The 22,023-nt window shown below is 65.6% G+C and carries 14 protein-coding genes; 11 read left to right on the plus strand and 3 right to left on the minus strand.

Annotation, left to right across the window (positions count from 1 at the left end):
• Positions 1-41 precede the first annotated feature (41 nt).
• The 7 genes from V2S85_RS22420 (at position 42) to V2S85_RS22450 (ending at position 13,925) form a co-directional block, all read left to right on the plus strand.
• The gene (locus tag V2S85_RS22420; RefSeq protein ID WP_330705032.1) at positions 42-2,765 is read left to right on the plus strand and encodes a TonB-dependent receptor; all 2,724 of its coding nucleotides are present in this window, start codon (positions 42-44) and stop codon (positions 2,763-2,765) included.
• A gap of 88 nt (positions 2,766-2,853) precedes the next feature.
• A complete protein-coding gene (locus V2S85_RS22425) occupies positions 2,854-4,566 on the plus strand; it encodes an arylsulfatase (protein ID WP_330705033.1) in 1,713 nt (570 codons plus the stop codon).
• Between the two features lie 56 nt (positions 4,567-4,622).
• Positions 4,623-6,047, plus strand: a complete 1,425-nt coding sequence (locus V2S85_RS22430) for a sulfatase (protein WP_277667897.1) — start codon at positions 4,623-4,625, stop codon at positions 6,045-6,047.
• A 137-nt stretch (positions 6,048-6,184) separates the two neighbouring features.
• Entirely contained in the window at positions 6,185-8,974 is a 2,790-nt protein-coding gene (locus tag V2S85_RS22435; RefSeq protein WP_330705034.1) for a TonB-dependent receptor, read from the plus strand.
• A 21-nt stretch (positions 8,975-8,995) separates the two neighbouring features.
• The gene (locus tag V2S85_RS22440) at positions 8,996-10,255 is read left to right on the plus strand and encodes an MFS transporter (protein WP_330705035.1); all 1,260 of its coding nucleotides are present in this window, start codon (positions 8,996-8,998) and stop codon (positions 10,253-10,255) included.
• A 53-nt stretch (positions 10,256-10,308) separates the two neighbouring features.
• On the plus strand, positions 10,309-12,318 hold the full coding sequence (locus V2S85_RS22445; protein ID WP_330705036.1) for a glycoside hydrolase family 2 protein: 2,010 nt from the start codon (positions 10,309-10,311) through the stop codon (positions 12,316-12,318).
• Positions 12,319-12,431: 113 nt separating this feature from the next.
• Complete coding sequence (locus V2S85_RS22450; RefSeq protein ID WP_330705037.1) at positions 12,432-13,925, plus strand: sulfatase; 1,494 nt, start codon at positions 12,432-12,434, stop codon at positions 13,923-13,925.
• 412 nt (positions 13,926-14,337) lie between these two features.
• Here V2S85_RS22450 and V2S85_RS22455 read toward each other — a convergent pair whose 3' ends face one another.
• Together V2S85_RS22455 and V2S85_RS22460 are read right to left on the minus strand one after the other, a co-directional pair.
• The gene (locus tag V2S85_RS22455; RefSeq protein WP_330705038.1) at positions 14,338-15,258 is read right to left on the minus strand and encodes a Gfo/Idh/MocA family oxidoreductase; all 921 of its coding nucleotides are present in this window, start codon (positions 15,256-15,258) and stop codon (positions 14,338-14,340) included.
• A 96-nt stretch (positions 15,259-15,354) separates the two neighbouring features.
• On the minus strand, positions 15,355-16,089 hold the full coding sequence (locus V2S85_RS22460) for a FadR/GntR family transcriptional regulator (protein WP_277667891.1): 735 nt from the start codon (positions 16,087-16,089) through the stop codon (positions 15,355-15,357).
• A 448-nt stretch (positions 16,090-16,537) separates the two neighbouring features.
• On the opposite strand from V2S85_RS22460, the gene V2S85_RS22465 reads away from it, so the two are divergent.
• From V2S85_RS22465 to V2S85_RS22480, 4 genes are read left to right on the plus strand one after another with little or no spacing between them, the layout of a single operon-like run.
• Positions 16,538-18,130, plus strand: a complete 1,593-nt coding sequence (locus V2S85_RS22465) for a sodium/sugar symporter (RefSeq protein WP_330705039.1) — start codon at positions 16,538-16,540, stop codon at positions 18,128-18,130.
• The gene (locus V2S85_RS22470; protein ID WP_277667889.1) at positions 18,127-18,990 is read left to right on the plus strand and encodes a 2-dehydro-3-deoxygalactonokinase; all 864 of its coding nucleotides are present in this window, start codon (positions 18,127-18,129) and stop codon (positions 18,988-18,990) included. Before V2S85_RS22465 ends, V2S85_RS22470 begins: the two co-directional genes overlap by 4 nt.
• Entirely contained in the window at positions 18,987-19,622 is a 636-nt protein-coding gene (locus V2S85_RS22475) for a 2-dehydro-3-deoxy-6-phosphogalactonate aldolase (protein WP_277667888.1), read from the plus strand. The genes V2S85_RS22470 and V2S85_RS22475 overlap by 4 nt, the downstream gene beginning before the upstream one ends.
• Positions 19,622-20,659: a family 43 glycosylhydrolase gene (locus V2S85_RS22480; protein WP_419198228.1), complete on the plus strand. Its 1,038-nt coding sequence runs from the start codon at positions 19,622-19,624 to the stop codon at positions 20,657-20,659. Before V2S85_RS22475 ends, V2S85_RS22480 begins: the two co-directional genes overlap by 1 nt.
• A 207-nt stretch (positions 20,660-20,866) precedes the next feature.
• On the opposite strand, the gene V2S85_RS22485 is transcribed toward V2S85_RS22480, so the two are convergent.
• On the minus strand, positions 20,867-22,012 hold the full coding sequence (locus tag V2S85_RS22485; RefSeq protein WP_277668184.1) for a cellulase family glycosylhydrolase: 1,146 nt from the start codon (positions 22,010-22,012) through the stop codon (positions 20,867-20,869).
• Positions 22,013-22,023 lie beyond the last annotated feature (11 nt).

The raw sequence follows: 22,023 nt of genomic DNA on the forward strand, positions 1-22,023 counted from the left end.
GCCAATTTCGACTTTCAGAAGATTCTCAGGGGAGGATTTCAGTGTCTATTCGTAACGTTCGTCTGTTCCTGACTGTCGCCACGCCCGCGCTGGCACTGGCGAGCGCATCCGGTGCGGCCTTCGGGCAGGAAGCCGCCGCACCGCAGAGCATCGCCAGTGCCGATGCCGAGCCCGTCGACGGCGAGATCGTCGTCTCCACCTTCCGGGCCAGTCTCGAGACGGCGCAGGCGATCAAGGAGGACTCCGACCAGATCGTCGATTCCGTCGTTGCCGAGGACATCGGCAAGCTGCCGGACGTGACCGCCGCGGAATCGCTGGCTCGCGTCACCGGCGTGCAGGTGGACTGGGCGCAGGGCGGCGCATCGGGCGTGCGCGTGCGCGGCCTGCCCGACCTGACGACAACCTACAACGGACGCGAGATCTTCACCGCCGAAGGGCGTTCGGTGGCGCTGCAGGACTTCCCGTCCAGCTCCATTGCGCGCATCGACGTCTACAAGTCGGCCAGCGCCAACCTGATCGAGCCCGGCATAGCGGGCTTGATCGACGTGCGTTCGCGCAAGCCGCTCGACTTCAAGGGCGATCGCATCGCCGGCGGCATCAGCGGTCTGCACTGGTACCAGTCGCAGAAGATCGGGCTCGATGCCAACCTGCTCGTCTCCAAGCGCTGGAACACCGGGATCGGCGACATCGGCTTCCTGATCGAAGGGTCCTACGCGGACGTCAACTTCCTCGATTCCGCGCGCAACGTCAGCCAGACCATCCTAAACCGCAATGTGGCGGGCGTGGGCGTCATCCGCTATCCTTCGTTCGTCAACATCGACTACCCGACCGCCAACCGCTTCCGCCCCTCGGTGGCCTCGGCGCTCCAGTGGCGACCGAGCGACCGGCTCGAGTTCTACGCCGACTTCCTGTTTCAGGGGTTCCGCGGCAAGGGGTCGGGACGCAACCTCCAGATCAACTCGGGCGACGCGGCGGTTCTGTCCGACATCGAGTTCTTCCCCGGAACCAACCTCGTCAAGAGCATGACCGCGACGGCAGGGGGCATCCCGACGGGCGCGCAGAACGTGATCGACGCGAAGACCGACACCTACCAGGGCGGCGGCGGCTTCATCTGGAAGAGCGATCGCTTGCGTGTTTCTGGCGACATCGCGCTGACCGATTCGACCTACACCCAGTACAGCTTCGGCATGAACTATGCGCTGCGCACGCAGCCTACCCGCCACTTCGACTTCGACACCGACGCGGGTGACGGGGGCGGCACTGTCACGGTGTCGGGCTTCGACCTGTTCGACCCGGCGAACTACCGCATGTCCGGGCTGAACGAGAATGGCGTGCGCAACCACGGTCGCGACGTGCAGGCGCGCCTCGACCTGGACTACAAGCTCAACGCGCTCGGCATTTCGAACATCCAGGCAGGCCTGCGCTTCAACACGCGTGACGCGGAATCGTACAACTACACGCGTAGCGCCACCGCGCCGGCGGGGCTGTTCTACACCCAGCTGCCGCTCGAATATGCGCGCGTCTCGCCCGGTTTTCGCGGCGACGATGCGGACAGCATCCGCACCTTCCTGACCCCGACGCGCGGCAGCATCCTCGAGAACATGGACACCTTGCGAGGGCTTGTGGGCTGGGCTCCCGGGCGGCCGGAGTTCGGCGATCCGGTCTATCACGGTAACGAGAAGGCCTATGCCGGCTACGTGCAGGCGCGCTACGAGTTCGACGTCGCCGGTATGCCGGTCGACGGGCTCGTCGGTCTGCGCGCAGTGCGGACGGAGGATACGATCCACGGCTTCACGCGTGCGACGGCGAACGGCGTGACCACCGTGACGGCCGTGACCCGCGAGAATTCCTACGAGGACTTCCTGCCCAATGTCAGCGCGCGCCTGCGCATCCTGCCGCAGTTGCAGCTTCGTCTCGCCTATACCCACACGCGCAGCCGACCGGCGTTCGGCCAGCTCAACCCCTCGCTGACTGTCGGTGCACCCTCGACGGTCTGCAACACCGATCCGACCTCGCCGGACTGCGTGCGCACGGCGAGCGGCGGCAACCCTGACCTGAAGCCGATCGATTCCAAGAACTATGACGCTTCTCTGGAATGGTACTTCAACCGTAGCGGCTCGCTGACGGTGGGCGCGTTCCAGCGCGACGTCGAAGGGTTCATCTCGAACTTCACCGTCGATGTCGACGACGCCGAGTTCGGTCGCCTGCGCATCACCCAGCCGTTCAACGGCGGCAAGGGTCGGATCCGCGGTATCGAAGCGGGCTTCCGGACCTTCCTGCGCTTCCCGTTCCTGCCCGACTGGACGCAGGACTTCGGCTTCCTGGCGAACTACACGTATATCGACCACGCCTCGGAACTGCCCGACGACCTCGCCGCGACGCTGCCCGGCATGCAGAAGATCGCGGGCGTATCCAGCCATCTCGCCAACCTTGCGGCGTTCTACGAGAAGCCCGAGTTCTCCGTCCGCCTCTCGTACAACTACCGCTCCAGCTACGTCGTCAGCTATGGCCGGGTGAACGACCCCGCGCTGGGCGCTGGCGTGCTGGGGCCGACGCTGCCCGTGGTCGAGGACGGTCGCGGGATCGTGGACTTCTCGGGCACCGTCAATCCGACCGAGAGCATCACGCTTTCGTTCACCGCCTCGAACCTACTCGGCGCGGCGGCGACCAACCATCGCCAGTTCAACGCGCAGGGCCAGACCTATCCGTGGCAGACCCGCTTCCTCGAACGGGTCTACCGTCTGGGCGTGCGCTTCCGCTTCTGAGCAGGAGCGGGCAATCGGCAATACCATCGGCGGGCGGTCCCGGGAGAGAAGGACCGCCCGTCCGGGAATACAAGGTGGAGTAAGGCGCATGAAGAAGGCATGCATCACCCGTCTCCTGTCGCGCGGCTGCGCAGCGGCGGCGGCGCTTCTTGTGGGCACGTTGCCCGTGCAGGCGGCCGAGCCGGTCCCGGTAAAGCCGACCCCGACCCGGCCCAACATCGTGGTGATCCTGGTCGACGACGTGGGCTTCTCCGACATTTCGAGCTTCGGCAGCGAAGTGCCGACGCCCAACATCGACGCACTGGCCAGGGATGGGCTGGCCTTCACCCAGTTCTACAATGCGGCCCGGTGCAGCCCCTCGCGCGCGTCGCTCCTGACCGGGACTTATCCGCACCAGGCGGGCCTCGGGCACCTCGAAGGGGTGGACGTGCCCGGCTCGAAGGGGCTGCGCAGCAAACTTCTCGACCGCGTCGTCACGCTGGCGGAAGTGACGAAGTCGGCGGGCTACTACACGGCGATGGCGGGCAAGTGGCACGTCGGCATCGGGCACGGGGTAGGGCCCTGGCAGCGCGGCTTCGACCACTCGCTGACCTCGCCGTTCGGCTCTCTCTACTATCCCGACCAGAAACTGCCGGCGGCCACGCGCAATGTCTACATCGACGGCGAGAAGGTGCCCACCAGTTCGCCGCGCGTGGGCAAGGGATACTGGTACGCCTCGGACATGTTCGTCGACTGGCAGGCCCGGTTCGTTCGCCAGGCGCATGACGAGAAGAAGCCCTTCTTCCTCTACATGCCCTTCACGGCCGCCCACTTCCCGCTGATGGCGCCGCCGGAAGACGTCGCGCGGTTCAAGGGCAAGTACATGCGCGGGTGGGACGCGATCCGCCGCGAGCGTTTCGAGCGGCAGAAAGCACTCGGCATCATCGCCCCAGATACGCAGCTGCCGCCGCCGCTGCCGAATACCTATGACTGGGACAAGCTCTCCCCGGCCGACAAGGATCGCTTCGACACCCTGATGGCCGTCTACGCGGCGGTGATCACCCGCGTCGATCGCTCGATCGGCACGCTGGTCGGCAATCTCAGGAAGTCGGGCGACCTCGACAACACGCTGATCCTGTTCATGTGCGATAACGGGGGCAATGCGGAGAGCGGACCGGATGGCCGGCTCGAGGGCAAGGGCGCCCCGGGGAGCGTCGAATCCGTGGTCTGGGGCGGCATGAACTGGGCGACGCTGCAGAACACCCCGTTCCAGTACTTCAAGCATTTCACCGAGGAAGGCGGCATCGCGACGCCGCTGATCGCCCACTGGCCGCGCGGCATCGACCCTGCGCTGCGCGGAACGCTGGTGCGCGCGCCGGGGCATCTCGTCGACGTCATGCCGACCATCGTCGACGTTAGCGGGGCAACTTATCCCAAGACCGTCGGCGGCCATGACATCGTGCCGATGCAGGGACGCTCGATGGTTCCCGCCTTCTCAGGCCAGACGCTGAAGCGCGGCCAGCCGCTGTTCTGGGAGCACGAGGGCAACCGCGCCGTTCGCGACGATCGCTGGAAGCTGGTGGCGCGGTTCCGCCAGCCGTGGCAGCTCTTCGACATGGCGACCGATCGGACCGAAATGCACGACCTCGCCGCCAGCCAGCCCGAACGGGTCCGCACCATGGCGCGCCAGTGGGACGAGTGGGCCGCCGCCAGCGACGTCGACCCGTGGGACGACAAGTACGATCGCAACCTTACTGGCAGGTCGCGCATGAACTGGGGCGGCGCCAACGAAATCCAGCGGGTGGACGCACTCAGGAAGTAAGTTCGGTTTGGCGGTGTCGATCGGCGCCGCCAGAACCTTCAATACGGAAAGATCAGATGCCCAGATTCAACCGGCACCACCTTTTACGCACATCGCCCCTGCTTGCGCTGGCGCTCTCCCTCGCAGGCCCTGCACGGGCGCAGGAGGGCGCCACCGAGCCGGCAGGCAAGCCGAACCTGGTTATTTTCCTCGCCGACGACCTCAGCTATGCCGATGTGCCGTTGGGCGGCGATGCCAACGCGCGCACGCCCGCGCTCCAGCGCCTGGCCTCGGAAGGCGTGTCGTTCGACCGCGCCTTCGTCGCCTCGCCCGCCTGCGCGCCGAGCCGCGCGGCCCTGCTGACCGGGTTGATGCCGGCCCGCAACGGTGCCGAAGCCAACCACGACCGCGCCAATGCCGCGATCCGCAAGCTGCCCTCCTACCTGCAGGAGCAGGGCTACGAGGTCGTCGCCTTCGGCAAAGTCGCGCACTACCAGCACACCGGAACCTACGGCTTCGACTATTACGCCAACGACACCTTCCATGATCACAAGGGCATTCCCGCTGCGGCGGAATGGCTGAAGGCGCGCAAGGACAAGCGTCCGCTGGCGCTGTTCGTGGGCACCAACTGGCCGCACGTGCCTTGGCCGCGTACCACCGAAGGCTACGACCCCGCGGGCATGAAGTTGCCCCCCAAGTCGGTCGACACGCCCATCACCCGCGACGCCCGGGCGCGCTTCTATGCCGCCGTCACGCGCATGGATCAGGACTTGGCGGCGACGATGGATGCGGTCGACGCAGTGCTCGGCAAGGACACCTTCGTCCTCTATTCGGCCGATCACGGGACGCAGTGGCCGTTCGGCAAGTGGAACCTCTACGACACCGGGACGCGCGTCCCGATGGTCGTACGCTGGGGTGGGCATGTGAAGCCCGCGACGCGAACCGATGCAATGGTCAGCTGGGTCGATATCCTGCCGACCCTTGTCCAGTTGGCGGGGGGCAAGGCGCCCCAGGGCATCGACGGCATGTCCTTCGCCGGCCTGCTTGGCGTCGGACACGGGCCTGCGGGTCGCAAGGAGATTTTCACGACCCATAACAACGACGTGAAGGTCAATGTCTACCCGATGCGTAGCATCCGCACCGACCGATGGAAGTACATCGAGAACCTTCATCCCGACTGGACCTACACGACGCATATCGACCTGAAGGTGCAGCGCACCGATTCAGGCGCCTATTTCCCTTCATGGCGCGAGGCTGCCGAGAGGGATTCCGCCGCCAAGGCCATCGTCGACAGCTATTATCGCCGCCCCGCCGAGGAACTCTACGACCTTCAGGCGGACCCGGACGAGAAGGTGAACCTTGCCGGTGATCGGCGCTACAGCAAGGAACTGGCCGACCTGCGCAGCCGTCTCGCGGCTTGGCGCAAGTCGCAGGGCGATAGTGGAACCGTGCCGGTCGAGCCCCGCCTCGGGCGTGGCCCCATGGAAGGCGAGGGCGAATGAACCGTTCTGCGGCGGGGCAATAATTCGGCGCTGCGCCGCACCGTCGCGAAATACCCGTTTTAACAAAAAGATGTTTCGAAAATCGCCTCTTCGAAGGGCGACTGGCGTGAAAGCGCTTAACAACAGGGGAGTAGTGTATGCGGATCGTTCTGCAAGGTGCGGTGTCGGCCATAGCCGTGCTCGCCTCGATGCCGGCCATGGCTCAGGAGGCGGATGTTTTGCCGCCGCCCAATACGGAGATCGAGGGCGAGGGTGCCGGGGAAGACATCATCGTCACGGGCGTGCGCCAGTCGCTCGAGCGCGCGGCGGAAGTGAAGCGCGATGCCGTCCAGGTCGTCGATTCGATCGTCGCGACCGACATTGGCAAGCTGCCTGACCCCACCGTCGCCGCCGCCCTGCAGCGCGTCCCGGGCATCCAGGTCCAGAACGACCGCAACAACGAACTCTCCACCGTCCGCATCCGCGGCCTCACCGACATCCTGACGACCGTCAACGGGCGCGAGGTGATCACCACGACCGGGCGCGGCTTCGACTTGCAGGACGTTCCCGCCGAGGCGCTCGCGAGGATCGACGCCTTCAAGTCGCAGACCGTTGACCAGATCGAAGGCGGCGTCGCCGGCGCGATCGACCTGCGCCTCAACCGGCCGTTCAGCTTCCGCGAGCCCACGCTAGTCGTCACTGCGCGCCAGAACTACGCGACCATCGCCAATGCCGGAAACCCGCAGTTCGGTGTTCTCGCGGCGGGCAAGACCGATACCTCGATCGGCGAGATCGGCGCCCTGGTCAACGTGACCTATTCGCAGGCGGAGAACATTCGCAGCGTCAGCAATCTCGGCGAACGTCGCTATTCGGGCACCACCCCGCTGAACGTTCCGGGCCTGCTGATCCCGCAAGTGCTGCGCAACATGCCCGACGTGGGCGACATCACTCGCGTACAGGCCAATGCCGCGATCCAGTGGCAGGCGACGCCTTCGCTGCAGGTCTACGCCGACGGCCTCTACACCAAATTCCGCAGCACGACCGGCTTTGTCGGTTTCAATCCGCAGCCGTTCACCAACGGTTCGAGCATCTCCGAGATCACGGCCAGTGACTATTGCTTCGATGCGCGCGTGAATGCCGCGGGCACCAACCCGACGCTCGTCAACAATGCCGACGGCACCGTGGGCATCCAGCCCTTCACGGTCCAGCGGGTGTGCGAGCTGAAGAGCGCGCGGTTCAATAACGTGGTGATCAACCAGAACAGCTCGTCAGAAGACATTACGCAGCGCAACAAGATGATCGCGGGCGGCCTGAACTTCGAGCAGGGACGCACCAAGTTTGTGCTCGATGTCGCCTACCAGACCTCGCGCTCGTTCCTCGAGAACTTCAACGCTGAGGTGGGCCAGCGCGTCCCGACGGTATTCGTCGAGTTCAACGACAACAACGGCCCGTCGTTCACGCTGGATCCCTCGATCCCGCTGAGTTCGGCCAACCTGTCACTGCGCAACTCGATCAACCAGAACTACACGCTGGGCGAGGGCGAACTGTTCCAGGCGCGGCTCGACGGCGAGTATGAGATCGGCGACATCCTGCCCAAGGTGAAGGCCGGGCTGCGCTACGCCAAGCGCGAGGCGCGGTTCCAGGAAGTGCGGCAGACGAACACGGTGCAGTCGATCGGCTTCGGCAATATTGGCACGCCGGCCGAGGCGAACGCGCGGCTGATCTCCAGCCTGCCGCTCTCGCCCGACTTCCTGAGCGTGATCGGCGTCGCCCCGCGCCTCAACGGAGGCGTGCCGTTCCTGGGCGTCAATCCCGCTTACTTGCGCTCGGAGCGCGGGCGCAACGAATTGCGGGCACTGTTCGGGCTGCCTCTGAGCCAGCCTGATTTCGACCCGACCAAGGAGTTCAACGCCGAGGAGGCGACGTACGCAGGCTATGTCGAGGGATCGTATGAAATCCCGCTCGGCTCGCTGACGCTGGACGGCGTGGTGGGGACGCGCCTTGTGCGGACGGAGCGCACGATTTCGGGCTTCGAGAGGAACGGTGCGACCTTTACCCCGGTGACCGCCAGCACCACCGACACCGACTTCCTGCCTGCTGCCACCGCGCGCCTGCAGTTCCCCGGCTCGTTCCAGACGCGCCTGACCTATTCGCGCTCGATCCGGCGGCCTGACTTCGCCTCGCTCAACCCGACCGAATCTCTGACCCTGGTCGGCAACGTGTTCCTGCTCAACAACGGCACGCGTGGTAACCCCGATCTTCGGCCGCAGAAGTCCGACAGTTTCGACATCACGGCGGAGTACTATTTCAACAGCGGCTACATATCGGTTGCGGGCTACTATCGCTCGATCAAGGACCGCGTCGTCACTTCCAATACGCAGGAGGCGATCGACGGCCTGAATTACCTGATCTCCACGCCGCGCAACGTCGGGTCGGTGGACCTCAAAGGCATCGAGGTGAGCGCGCAGTACTTCTTCGACTTCCTGCCCGGCGCCCTCTCGGGCTTCGGTGTCCAGGGGGCGTTCACTCTCGCGGACTCGAAGATCAAGGGTGACGACAACCTTGCGGGCTACGCACTCGTGGGCGTGTCCAAGTACAATTACACGGCGGGTCTGCTCTACGACAAGGCGGGGCTCAGCGCCCGCCTCATCTGGACCCACCGCTCGAAGTACATCAACGCGGATAACTCCGGCGGCGTGGCACTGCGCCCCTACGACCCGGCCCGGGAGAACGAGCCCTACGTGCCCGTGTTCCTGACTTATGTCCGCCCCGCCGGTCGCCTTGACTTCAGCATCGGCTACGACGTGACCGAGGCGCTGCGCTTCGACGTGGGTGGCACCAACATCCTGCGCAGCAAGACGTCCAGTTACTGGGGTGATGAGCGCGTGGTATTCCAGCTCAACGGCGACGAGACGGTCTACAGCCTTGGCGCCCGCGTGAAGTTCTGACGGGCGAGAGGGTACGAGAGAATGGTCGATATCGGCGAAGCGACGGTGCGGCGCATTACCTGGCGGCTCATGCCGCTGCTGTGCCTGCTCTATCTGGTCGCCTATATCGACCGCCAGAACGTTGCCTTCGCCAAGTTGCAGATGGTGGGCGACCTCGGGCTGAGCGAGGCTGCCTACGGGCTTGGCTCGGCGCTGTTTTTCCTGGGCTACTGCTTGTTCGAAATTCCCAGCAACCTCGTGCTTGAGCGCGTGGGGCCGCGCCTGTGGTTCGCGCGGATCATCGGCGCCTGGGGCCTCGTCACGCTGGCGCTGGGCTTTGCCTGGACGCCGACCAGCTTTTACATCCTGCGCTTTCTGCTCGGCGTCGCGGAAGCGGGGTTCTTCCCGGGCGTGCTTTACCTGCTCACCTTGTGGTTTCCGCAAAAGGAGCGTGCCCAGGCGATCGGCCAGTTCATGATTGCGAGCGCGCTGGCCAATGCCGTGGGCGCTGCGATAGGCGGCCTGCTGCTCGAACTCGACGGGGTCGCGGGCCTGCGGGGATGGCAATGGGTCTTCGTCGCGACAGCGGTTCCGGCATTGCTGCTCGTTCCTGTCGTCCTCACCCGTCTGCCGCGCAGCCCTGCCGAGGCACCTTGGTTGACCGATCCGCAGAAGGAGTGGCTCGCCGCCACTCTCGCGGAGGAGGGCACCACGAGGGAGCACGCCAATCCCTTGCGTGCGCTCGGCGATGGCCGCGTGATCCTGCTGTGCCTCGCCTACCTCGGCCTCCCGCTTTCGGCTTATGGACTGAGCTACTGGCTGCCGACGATCGTTCGCGGCTTTGGCGTCGGGAATGCCACCAACGGACTGCTCAACGTCATCCCGTGGCTCGGCGTCGCGGCGGCGCTTTGGTGGCTTCCCCGCCGCGCCGCCAGCAGCGATGGTTTCAAGCGCTTCATCGTCGGCCCGGCTTTGGTGGGAGTGGTTACCTTGATCCTTGCGGCTGCGCTTCCCTCGCCCGCGCTGCAGTTCGCCGCACTGTGTATCGCGGCGGCCGCGATCTTTGCCGGGCAGCCGTTCTTCTGGGTGCTGCCCGGCCGCTTCCTGACCGGCGGTGCGGCCGCGGCGGGCTTCGCGGCGATCAATTCCGTCGGCAACCTCGGCGGCTTCGTCGCGCAGTCGGTCGTCCCCAAGATCCATGATGCGACCGGCAGCGACCTTGCTCCCATGTTCTTCCTGGCGACGATGCTCGGCCTTTCGGGCGGAGCCATCGTCCTGATCGAGCGCCGCATCCCACGCTGACCATGGCAAATTCCCCTTTCACGATCCCTTGAGTTCATAACGGAGAGCTTTCGATGCTTCGCGTTTCGACATGGCTGCTGGGCGCAGCGCTTCTGGCGGGCACCAGTCACAGTGTCGCCCATGGACAGGAGGCTTCGCCGCCACCCCGCCAGCCCGCCAACCCCGCCACCGACACCGCAGGCCATACCACGCCGGGCACGACCAGCGGCGGGGCGAGCTACGTTGGACCGATCATGACCAAATGGGGCCGCGAGGTGACGCCAGAGAATGCCTGGCGCAGCTATCCCCGCCCGCAGATGGCGCGGGACGCGTGGATGAACCTCAACGGCAACTGGGATTACGCGATCCGGCCCGCCAGTGCGCCGCAGCCCACGGCCATGGATGGCAAGATCCTCGTGCCTTTCGCGGTCGAATCCCGCCTGTCGGGGGTGGCGCGCAAGCTCATGCCCGACGATCGTCTTTGGTACAGGCGCAGCTTCACGCTGCCGGCGCAGTGGTCGGGCAAGCGTACGCTGCTGCACTTCGGCGCGGTAGACTATGAAGCGACGGTCCTCGTCAACGGTGCCGTCGTGGGCAGTCACAAGGGTGGGTCGGACCCGTTCAGCTTCGACGTCACAGCCTACCTGCGTCCCGGCGACAACGAACTGGTCGTGCAGGTTACCGACCCGACTTCTGACGGCGATCAGCCGCGCGGCAAGCAGACGCTCGAACCGCGGGGCATCTGGTACACCGCCGTCAGCGGCATCTGGCAGACGGTGTGGCTCGAGCCGGTGCCCGACCTCCACATCAGCGACCTGCGCGCGGTGCCCGACATCGACAAGGGTGAACTCGCCGTCGACGTGGCGCTCAGCAGCGCCGCGACGACGGCCGATGCGGTCCGCATCACCGCGCTCGACAAGGGCAGGGTGGTCGCCAGCACGATCGTGCGCGGCAACCGGCAGGCCACGCTGAAGATCCCGAAGGCGCGCCTCTGGTCGCCTGACGATCCCTATCTCTACGACCTCACCGCCGAGCTGGTCAAAGTCACCCCGCCGCAGGGCGCTGGCGACGACCGGCGAGGCCTGACCCCGCTGACCGATCGCGAAGTGCAGGCCTATGCCGCCGCGCCCGTGGTCGGTGCGCCGGCCGACACCGTCAAGAGCTACTTCGGCATGCGCAAAATCTCGACCGGGGTCGATCCCAGCACCGGCAAGCTGGCGCTGCTGCTCAACAACAAGCCGCTCTTCCACAACGGGACGCTCGACCAGGGCTGGTGGCCGGAAAGCCTGCTCACCCCGCCGTCCGAGGAGGCCGCGCGCAGCGATATCGTCTTCCTCAAGAAGGCCGGCTTCAACATGCTGCGCAAGCACATCAAGATCGAGCCGGCGCAGTATTACCACGATGCCGACCGTCTGGGCATCCTGATTTGGCAGGACATGCCCTCGGGCGCGTTCGGTGACCAGGCGGTGCGCCGCACCAGCGACCGCCAGGCGACCTTCACCTCGACCGCGATGGCCGAGTACCAGTCGGAGCTGGCGCGTATGATCGGTGCCCTGCGCGCCTTTCCTTCCATCGTGATGTGGGTGACCAACAACGAGGGCTGGGGCCAGTATGACGCGAAGACCGTAGGTGGCATCGCCAGACACATGGACCCCAGCCGCCTGGTCAACACCGCCAGCGGCTGGATGGACGTCGCCGACAGTGCCTCGGACGTCTACGACATCCACACTTACGACGAGGTGCCGCTGGCACCCGAACCGCAGGCCGACCGTCCGATCGTGACGGGCGAATACGGCGGCGTTGGCCTGCCCGTCCCGGGGCACCTGTGGTTCACCGACCGCGACGCGCGCATCTACCAGTTCGCCAGCGACAAGGACGATTTCCGCCGTCGCTACCGCATCAAGTTCGACGCCATCGTCCGGCAGGCCAAGGACCTCGGCCTCGCCGCCTCGGTGTACACCGAGACGAGCGACGTCGAGGGTGAACTCAACGGCCTGCTCACTTACGACCGGGCCGTGTCGAAGTTGCCGGTGGAGGAGTTCGCTCGGATGGCAAAGCCGCTGTTCGAGGAGGGCGACAGATAGCAATCGATCTGAGCGGCGCGTTTGCGCGCAGTTGGTTAAGGCAACTTTACCGCGCGGATCGGTGCCGGGTTGCAAACGGTCCTGTGCGAAAACGAACCAGAGGAGAAATGAGCATGAGGAAACTGACTGTCGCCAAGCGTGCGTGCCGAAAGTTGGGTTTGGCTGCGGCGTGCTCGATGCTGTCGATCATGTCCTCGGGCGCGCTGACGGCGGAGGCGAATTCTATTCAGGCCCCAAGCACTGGGCCCTCTTCCGCGCCAGCGGCTGCGGGCAGGCCGAACATCCTGTTCATCCTTATTGACGATATGGGCTTCGCCGACCTTTCGATCATGGGCAATCGGAAAATCGAGACGCCTAATCTCGATAGATTGGCGCGTGATGGCGTTCTCCTAACACAGTTCTATGACCCCGCGCCGATCTGTTCACCGTCGCGTGCAGGCATGTTCACCGGACGCTTCCCGGCTGAACTCAATTTTGTCACCTTCCTCGATGATCGTGCAGCAAACGCTGCGTTCGGCCAGGCGGATTGGCTCGACCCAAAGCTCCCTAACCTCGCCAACCTGCTGCACAGTGCTGGCTATGCCACAGGCCATTTCGGCAAGTGGCACATGGGCGGCGGACGCGACATCTCCGACGCCCCTTGGCCGACCGCTTATGGCTTCGACGAAAGTTTCACAACATTTGAAGGTTTGGGTCCCCGCGTCCTAGTCGCGGATGAGGAGCGGTTCCTTGCGGACATGTCAGGCAAACTCGGACAGGGTCCGACATTTTACGAAAGGAAGTCAAATCTCACGCAGCTTTTTGCTTCGAAGACGCTGGACTTCGTCTCGCGCCAGAAGGGAAGACCCTGGTTCGTGCAACTCTGGCTCAACGACGTGCACGACCCGTGGGCGCCGGACGACGCGCAGTTCGCACAGGTAAAGGGCAAGGGCGCAAATGGCGACGACGATCGCTACCTCGCGAGCCTGGCAGCGATGGATCGAACCTTAGGCAATCTTTTCGAGCGCCTCAAGGACGGGGGGCAACTAGAAAACACGCTGATTATCGTCACATCGGACAATGGGCCCTCGGCGCGTCAGCGCTACTACCAGAACGACGCGAGCGCTCCGGGCAGCGTCCTGAACCTGCGTGGCCGCAAGGGTAGTCTATACGAGGGGGGAATCCGGCAGCCGCTCATCATGTCCTGGTCTGGACACGTCAAGCCGGGTTATCGCGACGAGCGCACCGTGGCCGAGGGAGTCGATCTGCTCCCAACTGTTGCGAGCGTCGCTGGCGTAGCGCGCCCGGCTGACCTGCCCGGAATCGATCTGTCGGCTACTCTGCAGGGGACCGAGATAAAGAAGCGCCCACCGCTCTTCTGGTCGTTCGGACTGCCGAATTCCTCTAACAAACCCAGAGGCCCATTTCTCAAACGAGACGCAGCACCAATGTTGGCAGTGCGGGATGGCAGGTGGAAACTCCTGGCCCAGCCAGACGGCAGCGACGTTCAGCTATATGACATGGAATCGGACCCCGCCGAAAGCAACAATCTCGCAATGAGCAACAGAGGCGTTTGCGAACGCCTGCTTGTAGACCTTATGTCCTGGTCGTCGAAGTTGCCTGACTAGGGCTGTTCTCGCTCCGCCGTGACAGATATCGTCTTTCGACTGCAACAACAGGCCTGGAGGTTTTCGGGCGGCGCGCGCTTATTGCGTGTACTTCTGACAGTGCCGTGTCCACGCTTGGCTGATGGTTAGGTGGCTCTGATCCGGTCGGGGGTCATGTCGTCATGTTGTCATCGGCTCGTGAGGTCTGACTTTCTCCCTATCGAGGGTGCTTTCAGTGCGCCGAACACAATTGGAAAGCTCGAGCCAGGCGAAGGAGCGCCCGCTAAAGGCCTATGATAACTCTGGTGTGATTCTCATGTCTCCATGAGGACCGGATCAGCAACTCACCCGGTTCCCCTGCGGGCAGGAGCCGCCAACCAGAGGCCGACCCGGCTTTCAGCGTCATTCTTTATAAGATAATGTGCTGGATCAATCAGAACGCGAAGGGTTCGACCACCCGCCGGTCGGCGATGAGGAACGCGTCGGCGACGAGGCGCAGCGGGCGTAAGTCGACGTCGATCGCCCGCTCGGCGACGAGATGCGCGAAGCGCTCGTAGAGCCGCGCATATTCGAGGTCGGGCTCGGTGCGTTCGGCTTCGCCGGGGCGCTGGATTACGCTGCCGCCCTGCGTCAGGTGCAGGGTGCCGTGATCGGTGTCGACCTCGATCGACCAAGTCTGCGGGCCGGTCTGGAGGAAGTCGAACTCGGCACGCACCTCGGCGTCGCCACTGCGCATGGCGAGGCTGGCGGCGATCGGCGAGGCGCGGCCTTCGGGCAAGTCCATGGTCGCGCTTTCGACGAAGAGTTCGTGCGGCAGGATGCGGGTGGCGATCGAGAGCGCGTTGATGCCGGGGTCGAACACGCCGAAGCCGCCCGGACCCAGGATCCATTCCTGCCCCGGATGCCAGCGGCGGATGTCTTCCTTCCAGTCGATCCGCACCGCCTCGATCTTCTTGTCGGCAAGCCATGCGCGGGCCGGGCCGACGCCTGCCGCTTCGCGCGAATGCCACGTCGCGAAGAGGCTCACATTGGCGGCGCGGGCGGCCTCCACCAGCGCCTCGACATGCGAGAGCGTCACGGCAGGCGGCTTCTCGAGCATGACGTGCAGACCGGCCTCGATCGCGGTGAGCGCCTGCTGGTAGCGGCCGTCGGGCGGGGTGCAGAGGGAAACCGCGTCGAGCGGGCAGGCCGCCGCCATCTCGGCGATGTCGTGATAGCCGGTGACGCCATCGACCCGGCCATGGCGGCTGGCGGTGGCGGCGAGCACGAAGCGCTCGTTGCCGGCGATCGCGGGAAGGTGCTGGTCGCGCGCGATCTTGCCGATCCCGACGAGACCCAATCTGACAGGCTCCACGTCTGTTCCTTTTGTAATATTTATCGTTGATTATCGACGGCGCGCGTGGCGATCAACCCGCCAGGGCGGGTAAGTGCCGTCGATAAAGCGAAAATCCTACTCGCCCGAGGGCTGGCGTTCCTCGATCAGGCCCAGCACGTCGCCGATGATCGTGCGCATCGCGATCCGCGCCGCATCGGGATCGCGCGCGACGATCGCGTCGAGCACCTTGGCATGCTCGTTGACGTCGGCGGTGCGGCCCTTGATGCGGTTGGTGAAGCGGATCGAGGTGCGCAACGCGGTGCTGACGACGTCGCGCAGCTGGATGTAGAACGGGTTCTTCGACGCGCGCAGGATCGCGACGTGGAACGCGATGTCGGCTTCGAGCGGGTCGTCGAGACCGTTCTCGGCAGCGCGCATCCGCACGAGCCCCGCATCGATCCGCGCGATGTCTTCCTCGCCGGCGACCTGCGCGGCGAGCGCCGCCCCTTCGGGTTCGACCGCCACGCGCAGTTCGTTGAACTGGCGCAGCAGGTCAACCGAGAGCTGGCGCTCCAGCATCCAGCGCAGGACGTCGGTATCGAACAGGTTCCACGAAGAGGTCGGCTGCACCGTGGTGCCCTGGCGCGGCCGGGCGCTGAGCAGGCCCTTGGCGGTCAGCATCTTGACCGCCTCGCGGGTTACGGAGCGACTGACGCCATGCTGCTTGGCCAGTTCGGCTTCCGTCGGGAACACCCGGTCCTCGAACTGTCCGGTGACGATGGCGCGTCCGATGCTGTCGAGCAGGCCGTAGGTGAGGTTGCGGCCGAGTTGTGCCGCTGGCTCATCGACGATGAGATGGGAGACTGTCACTGAGCCATCCTTTTACAAACTGTCGTCCGCGCGTGCGGTGCGATCCAGTTGCCCTATGCATACTAGTCGACCTATCAGCAGAGGCAAGGTCCTTTAATATGATAAGTCAACTAATATGATAATGGCGCCGCTGCGCGGCGAACTAGTGTGATGACGCGCCGAGGGGTGTCGCGCTCGCCGTCGCCGAGCGATGCTTGGGCGCGGTAAGGGTATGGGATTTGCTCTGCAAGGCTCCGAATCCCGATGTCTTCTCGTTTTTTCAGAGCCGCAAAAGATCGCGGGACGGCGCCATTGTCAATATTCATCTTATAAATACGGTTTTAGGCGTTATGGAAGAGCGCGATGGCCCGGTTGGCTGATTCGAGGACGCCTGTGCCTGAGGCCCGCGCCTCGGGGCGGCTTCCGGGCAGACCTTGGGTTACGGCACAGGATAGTGCAGGGAGACGAGATGGGACTGGCAACGATCGACATCGCGGTAGTGGTGATCTACGCGATCGGCATATTCGGGCTCGCCCAGTGGGTCAGCCGGGACAAGCCGGGCGCCGCGCCCAAGGGTTCGGCGGACTACTTCCTAGCCTCGAAGAACCTGCCTTGGTGGGCCATCGGCGCTTCGCTGATTGCCGCCAACATCTCGGCCGAGCAGATCGTCGGCATGTCCGGCTCTGGCTACGCGATCGGCCTTGCCATCGCGTCCTACGAGTGGATGGCGGCGGCGACGCTGCTGATCGTGGGCAAGTTCTTCCTGCCGATCTTCCTGCGCAACGAGATCTACACGATGCCGCAGTTCCTCGAGCGGCGCTACGGCAGCGGCATCCGCACCCTGATGGCGGTGTTCTGGCTGGTCCTCTACGTCTTCGTGAACCTTACCAGCATCATCTGGCTCGGCTCGATCGCGGTGACGCAGGTGGCGGGCGTGAACCAGGACGTGGCGCTGGTGGTGCTCGGCGTCTTCGCGCTGCTCTACCAGCTGCGCGGCGGTCTGAAGGCGGTGGCACTGACCGACATCGTGCAGGTCACGCTGCTGGTGATGGGCGGCCTCATCATCGCCTTCCTGACACTCGGCCAGATCGGCGGCGAAGGCGGGGTCATGGCGGGCTTCTCGCGCCTCGTCGAAGTCGCGCCCGACCACTTCCACATGATCCTCGACAAGGGCGATCCGCACTACATGGACTTGCCGGGCCTCTCGGTGCTGATCGGCGGCATGTGGATCGCGAACCTCAGCTACTGGGGCTTCAACCAGTACATCATCCAGCGCGCGCTCGCCGCCAAGTCGATCGACGAGGCGCAGCGCGGCATGCTGTTCGCGGCCTTCATCAAGCTGATCATGCCGATCATCATCGTGCTGCCCGGCATCGCTGCCGTCATCCTCGCCCCCGATCTCGCCAAGCCGGACGAGGCCTATCCGACGATGATGCGCCTGCTGCCGCCGGGCCTGCTCGGCCTCGTCTTCGCGGCGCTCGTGGCAGCGATCATCGCCTCCACCGCGTCCAAGATCAACTCGATCGCGACGATCTTCACGCTCGACGTCTGGGCCAAGCTCAAGGGCCAGCGCGCCGACGCAGAGACCGATACTGTCGCCGCCGACCGCAGGCTGGTGCGCGTCGGCCGCATCGTCGCGGTGATGGCGATCGTCATCGCCATCCTCACCGCGCGCCCGCTGGTCGGGTCGAGCGAGCAGGCTTTCCAGTTCATCCAGGAGTTCACCGGGTTCTTCACGCCGGGGATCACCGTGATCTTCCTGCTCGGCCTGTTCTGGCGCCGTGCCAACGAGCCGGGCGCGATCAGCGCGGCGGTGGCATCGGTGCTGCTGTCCTGGGCCTTCAAGGTCTGGATGCCCGCGGTGCCGTTCATGGACCGCATGGGACTGGTCTTCCTGGCGGCGCTGGCGCTGGCGGTCGTTGTCTCCCTGTTGACCCCGGCGCGGCGCGACAAGGACACCATCTCGACCGGCGATGTCGCCTATGCGACGTCCACCGGGTTCAATGCAGGAGCGATTGCCGTGGTTCTGGTGCTATGCGTTCTCTACGCGGTGTTCTGGTGAGCGCGCCCTTCATCGCGGTCGACTGGGGGACCACCAACCGCCGCGCTTACCGGATCGAGGGCGGCGAAGTCGTCCAGACCGAGCGTGACGACATGGGCATCCTCTCGGTCCCGCCGGGCGGATTTCCCGCGCAGGTGACAGAACTTCGCGCGCGGTTCGGCGGGCTGCCGGTGGTGCTGGCGGGCATGGTCGGCTCGAACCGGGGCTGGCACGATGCGGGCTACGTCGCCTGCCCCGCCACCATCGAGGCGCTCGCCGCCGCCATGGCGTGGCCCGAGGAGGGCGTCGCGATCGTGCCGGGCGTTTGCGTCGACACGCCGAACCGCGCCGACGTCATGCGCGGAGAAGAAGTGCAGCTGCTCGGCGCGGTCGCTGCGGGACTTGTCCCTGCCGACGCGCTGCTCTGCCAGCCGGGCACCCACAACAAGTGGGCGATGATGAAAGACGGCGCCATCGCCGACTTCGCTACCGCCATGACCGGCGAGATGTTCGCGCTGCTCAAAGCCCATGCGCTGATCGGCAGCGAGATGGCGGGCGAAATGGACGCCGACGACTCCTTCCGTGAGGGCGTCGAGGCCTCGGCCGACCTGCTTTCCGCGCTGTTCGGCGTGCGCGCCGCCTCGGTGCTCGGCAAGCGCGCGCCGGGCGAGGCCGCGGGCTACGTCAGCGGCCTTCTCATCGGCAGCGATTGCCGCGCCCGGATCACTAGGCCGCGCACAAGGGTCTACCTGCTTGCCGACGGCCTGCTCGCCCGGCTCTACACCGCCGCCATCACCATTGCCGGGGGGGAGGCCGTCGTCGTCGACAGCCACGCCTCGTTCGTTGCCGGCATCACCCGCATCAGGAACCTCATGCCATGATCGACTTCAAGACTGCCCTGGCCGCTCTCCCGCTGGTCGCCATCCTGCGCGGCATCCGTCCCGACGAGGTCGAGGCCGCCGGTGACGTGCTCGTCGAGGCGGGCTTCACGCTGATCGAAGTGCCGCTGAACTCGCCCGATCCGCTGGTCAGCATCGAGCGCCTCGCCAAGCGCGTGGGGACGCGCGCCATCGTCGGCGCGGGTACCGTGCTCACGGTGGGGCAAGTAGGGCAGGTGCAGGACGCGGGCGGCGCGATGATCGTCTCGCCCAACACCGACATCGCAGTCATCGCCGAGAGTGCGAAGCGCGGCATGGTCTCGCTGCCCGGCTACTTCACCCCGAGCGAGGCCTTCGCCGCGCTCGGGGCGGGGGCCAGCGGGCTCAAGCTGTTCCCGGCCGAAGCGGCGAGCCCGTCGGTGGTCAAGGCGCAGCGCGCCGTGTTGCCCAAGGACGTGCCGCTGTTCGCGGTGGGCGGCATCGCGCCCGGCAACATGGGGCTCTGGCGCGCGGCGGGTGCGGACGGCTTCGGCCTCGGCTCGGCGCTCTACAAGGCAGGCGCCACGACCGGGGAAATTGCCGCCAATGCCCGCGCCTTCGCGGCCGCCTGGGCAGAGATGGAGGGCGCGGCCTGATGCGTTCGCTCCTGCCCCTGACGCTTGCCGCCCTGGCGCTGGGCGGCTGCGCGACCGCCAGTATGGACACCGGCGCCGACGCAGCGACGACGGCGAGCGCCACGCTCACCAACCCGCTTCTGGCGAGCGGTCCCGATCCGTGGATCGTCCACCATGGCTCGACCTTCTACTTCATGGGCACCAAGGGCGACCGTCTCGCCATTCGCCAGACCGACGATCTCGCGAAGCTGGCCGATGCGCCCGAACACGTCATCTGGACCCCGCCCGCCAGCGGCCCGAACGCGATCGCGATCTGGGCGCCCGAACTGCATCGCATCGACGGCAAGTGGTACGTCTACTACACCGCCGCTGCCGCAGGTCACAACGACGATGCCCATCGCGGCATCTTCGTACTCGAGAACGGCAGCGCCGATCCGCTCGCCGGCGAGTGGATCGACCGTGGCCGCATCGTCACCCGCATGACCGGGATCGACGGCACCGTGTTCGAGCACGGCGGCAAGCGCTACTTCGTCTATTCCGCCTACGACGGTCCCGACAGTGTCCTCGCCATCGCGCCGATGACCAGCCCCTGGACGCTGGGCCCCGGCGAAACCGTGATCGCGCGGCCCGACCTCGCCTTCGAACGGCAGGGCGGCCGCCAGATCCTCGAAGGGCCCGAGTTCCTGCCCGGTCCCAATGGCGACCTGTTCCTGACCTATTCGGCGAGCGCCTGCTGGTCGGACGACTATGCGCTCGGGCTGCTCCATGCGAAGCCGGGGAGCGATCCGCTGAAAGCCGAAAGCTGGACCAAGTCGCCGAAACCCGTCCTTGCCAAGGCACCGCAGAACGACGTCTACGCAACAGGCCACAACGGCTTCTTCACCACCGATGGCGGTAAGCAGACCTGGATCGTCTACCACGCCAACACAGGCGCCGACCAGCAATGCACGGCGGCGCGCTCGCCGCGGGTGCAGCGGATGGAGTGGACCAGGGACGGCATGCCGGTCTTCCCGGTGCCCTCGCGCGCGGGCGAACCCGTCCCCGCGCCGCAGCTCTAGAAAAGCGGCGGAGCGCGACCGGAGAGTCTTGAGGACCTGGTACTTCAGCACCACCAGCGAAGGGTTTGGGCAGAGCCCTCGTGAGCTATTTCAGGTCGGCACGGGCATGACAATATGATTAACCCGTAAAGCTGCAGAGGGCGGCAAGGTACGTCAGGTTGCGCATCATGCCGCCCTCTTGTGGAGCACCCGGGCTGTTGTCCAGCCTTACTTCTTCGCCGCCGGGACGACGCCCTTGGGCGCCTTGGCGAGGCTGCGGATCAGGTCGACCTCGGACTGGCGATAAGGCGTGCCGTCGGTGTGGAACACCTCGTGGAACCAGATCGTCGGCTCGTCCTGCGTGTAGGGCTTCTTCCACGAGTCCCACGGCAGGCGGGTCTGCGTCCTGCCGTCGACGAAGCCCCAGTTCATCATCGCCACGTTCTCGCGCTTGCCGATCGGCAGCGAGCCGTCGAAGGTCGAGCCGTTGCCGCGCGCCATGTACTCGGTGCAAAGGATCGGACGGCCATAGCCCTTGAGCTGGTCGACGCGCGACTGGAAGGTCTCGGGCCAGCTGTAGTCGTGGAACGAGATCACGTCCGACTGGGTGAGCTGCAGCTTCTCCATCGGGGTGAGCGCGCTTTGCGTCTTCCAGTCGTCATGCTGCCACACGCCCGAGGTCAGCGGCTGCGTCGGCTCGGCCTCGCGCGCCCAGCCATAGACCTTGGTGAGCAGGGCGAGCACCAGCGGCTGCTTGCCTTCCTGGCCCTTGTACTGGTGGGCGGGGTTGTCGGGTTCGTTCCACAGGTCCCAGCCGAGCACGCGCTCGTCCTTGGCGAAGGCGCCGATCACGCCCTGGACATAGGACTTGAAGCGCCCTTCCTGCGAGGGGTCGCGCAGCGCCGGCAGACCCGGGCCCTGCACCCAGCCCGAGTTGTGGACGCCGGGGATCGGCGGGTGCTGGGGGCCCAGCACCGGGACCGGGTCCCAGCAGCTGTCGAACAGTACGAACAGCGGCTTGATCTTGTGCTTCGCCGCGATCGTCAGGAACTCGTCGATGCGCTTCTTGAAGCCCTCGGGGTCCTGCTGCCAGAGCTGGTCGTGGAGGAACACGCGCATGGTGTTCATGCCGATGCCCTCGGCCAGACCCAGCTCGTAGTCGATGCGCTTCGGGTCCCAGGTGGCTTCCTGCCACATCTCGAGCTGGTTGATGGCATTGGCGGGCGCGAAGTTGGAGCCGACCAGCCAGGGCTGCTTGGCGTACCAGGCCTTGGCCTCGGCGGGAGTCCACTGCGGGCGGGCCTCGGCCGGCACGGCGGCCAGCGCGATCACGGCCGTAACGGAAGCCAGAAGGCCGGTTGCAAGTGCTTTCACGGGAGATCCTC

The sequence above is a fragment of the Novosphingobium resinovorum genome, from assembly GCF_036352595.1.
Classification (GTDB): Bacteria; Pseudomonadota; Alphaproteobacteria; order Sphingomonadales; family Sphingomonadaceae; genus Novosphingobium; species Novosphingobium resinovorum_B.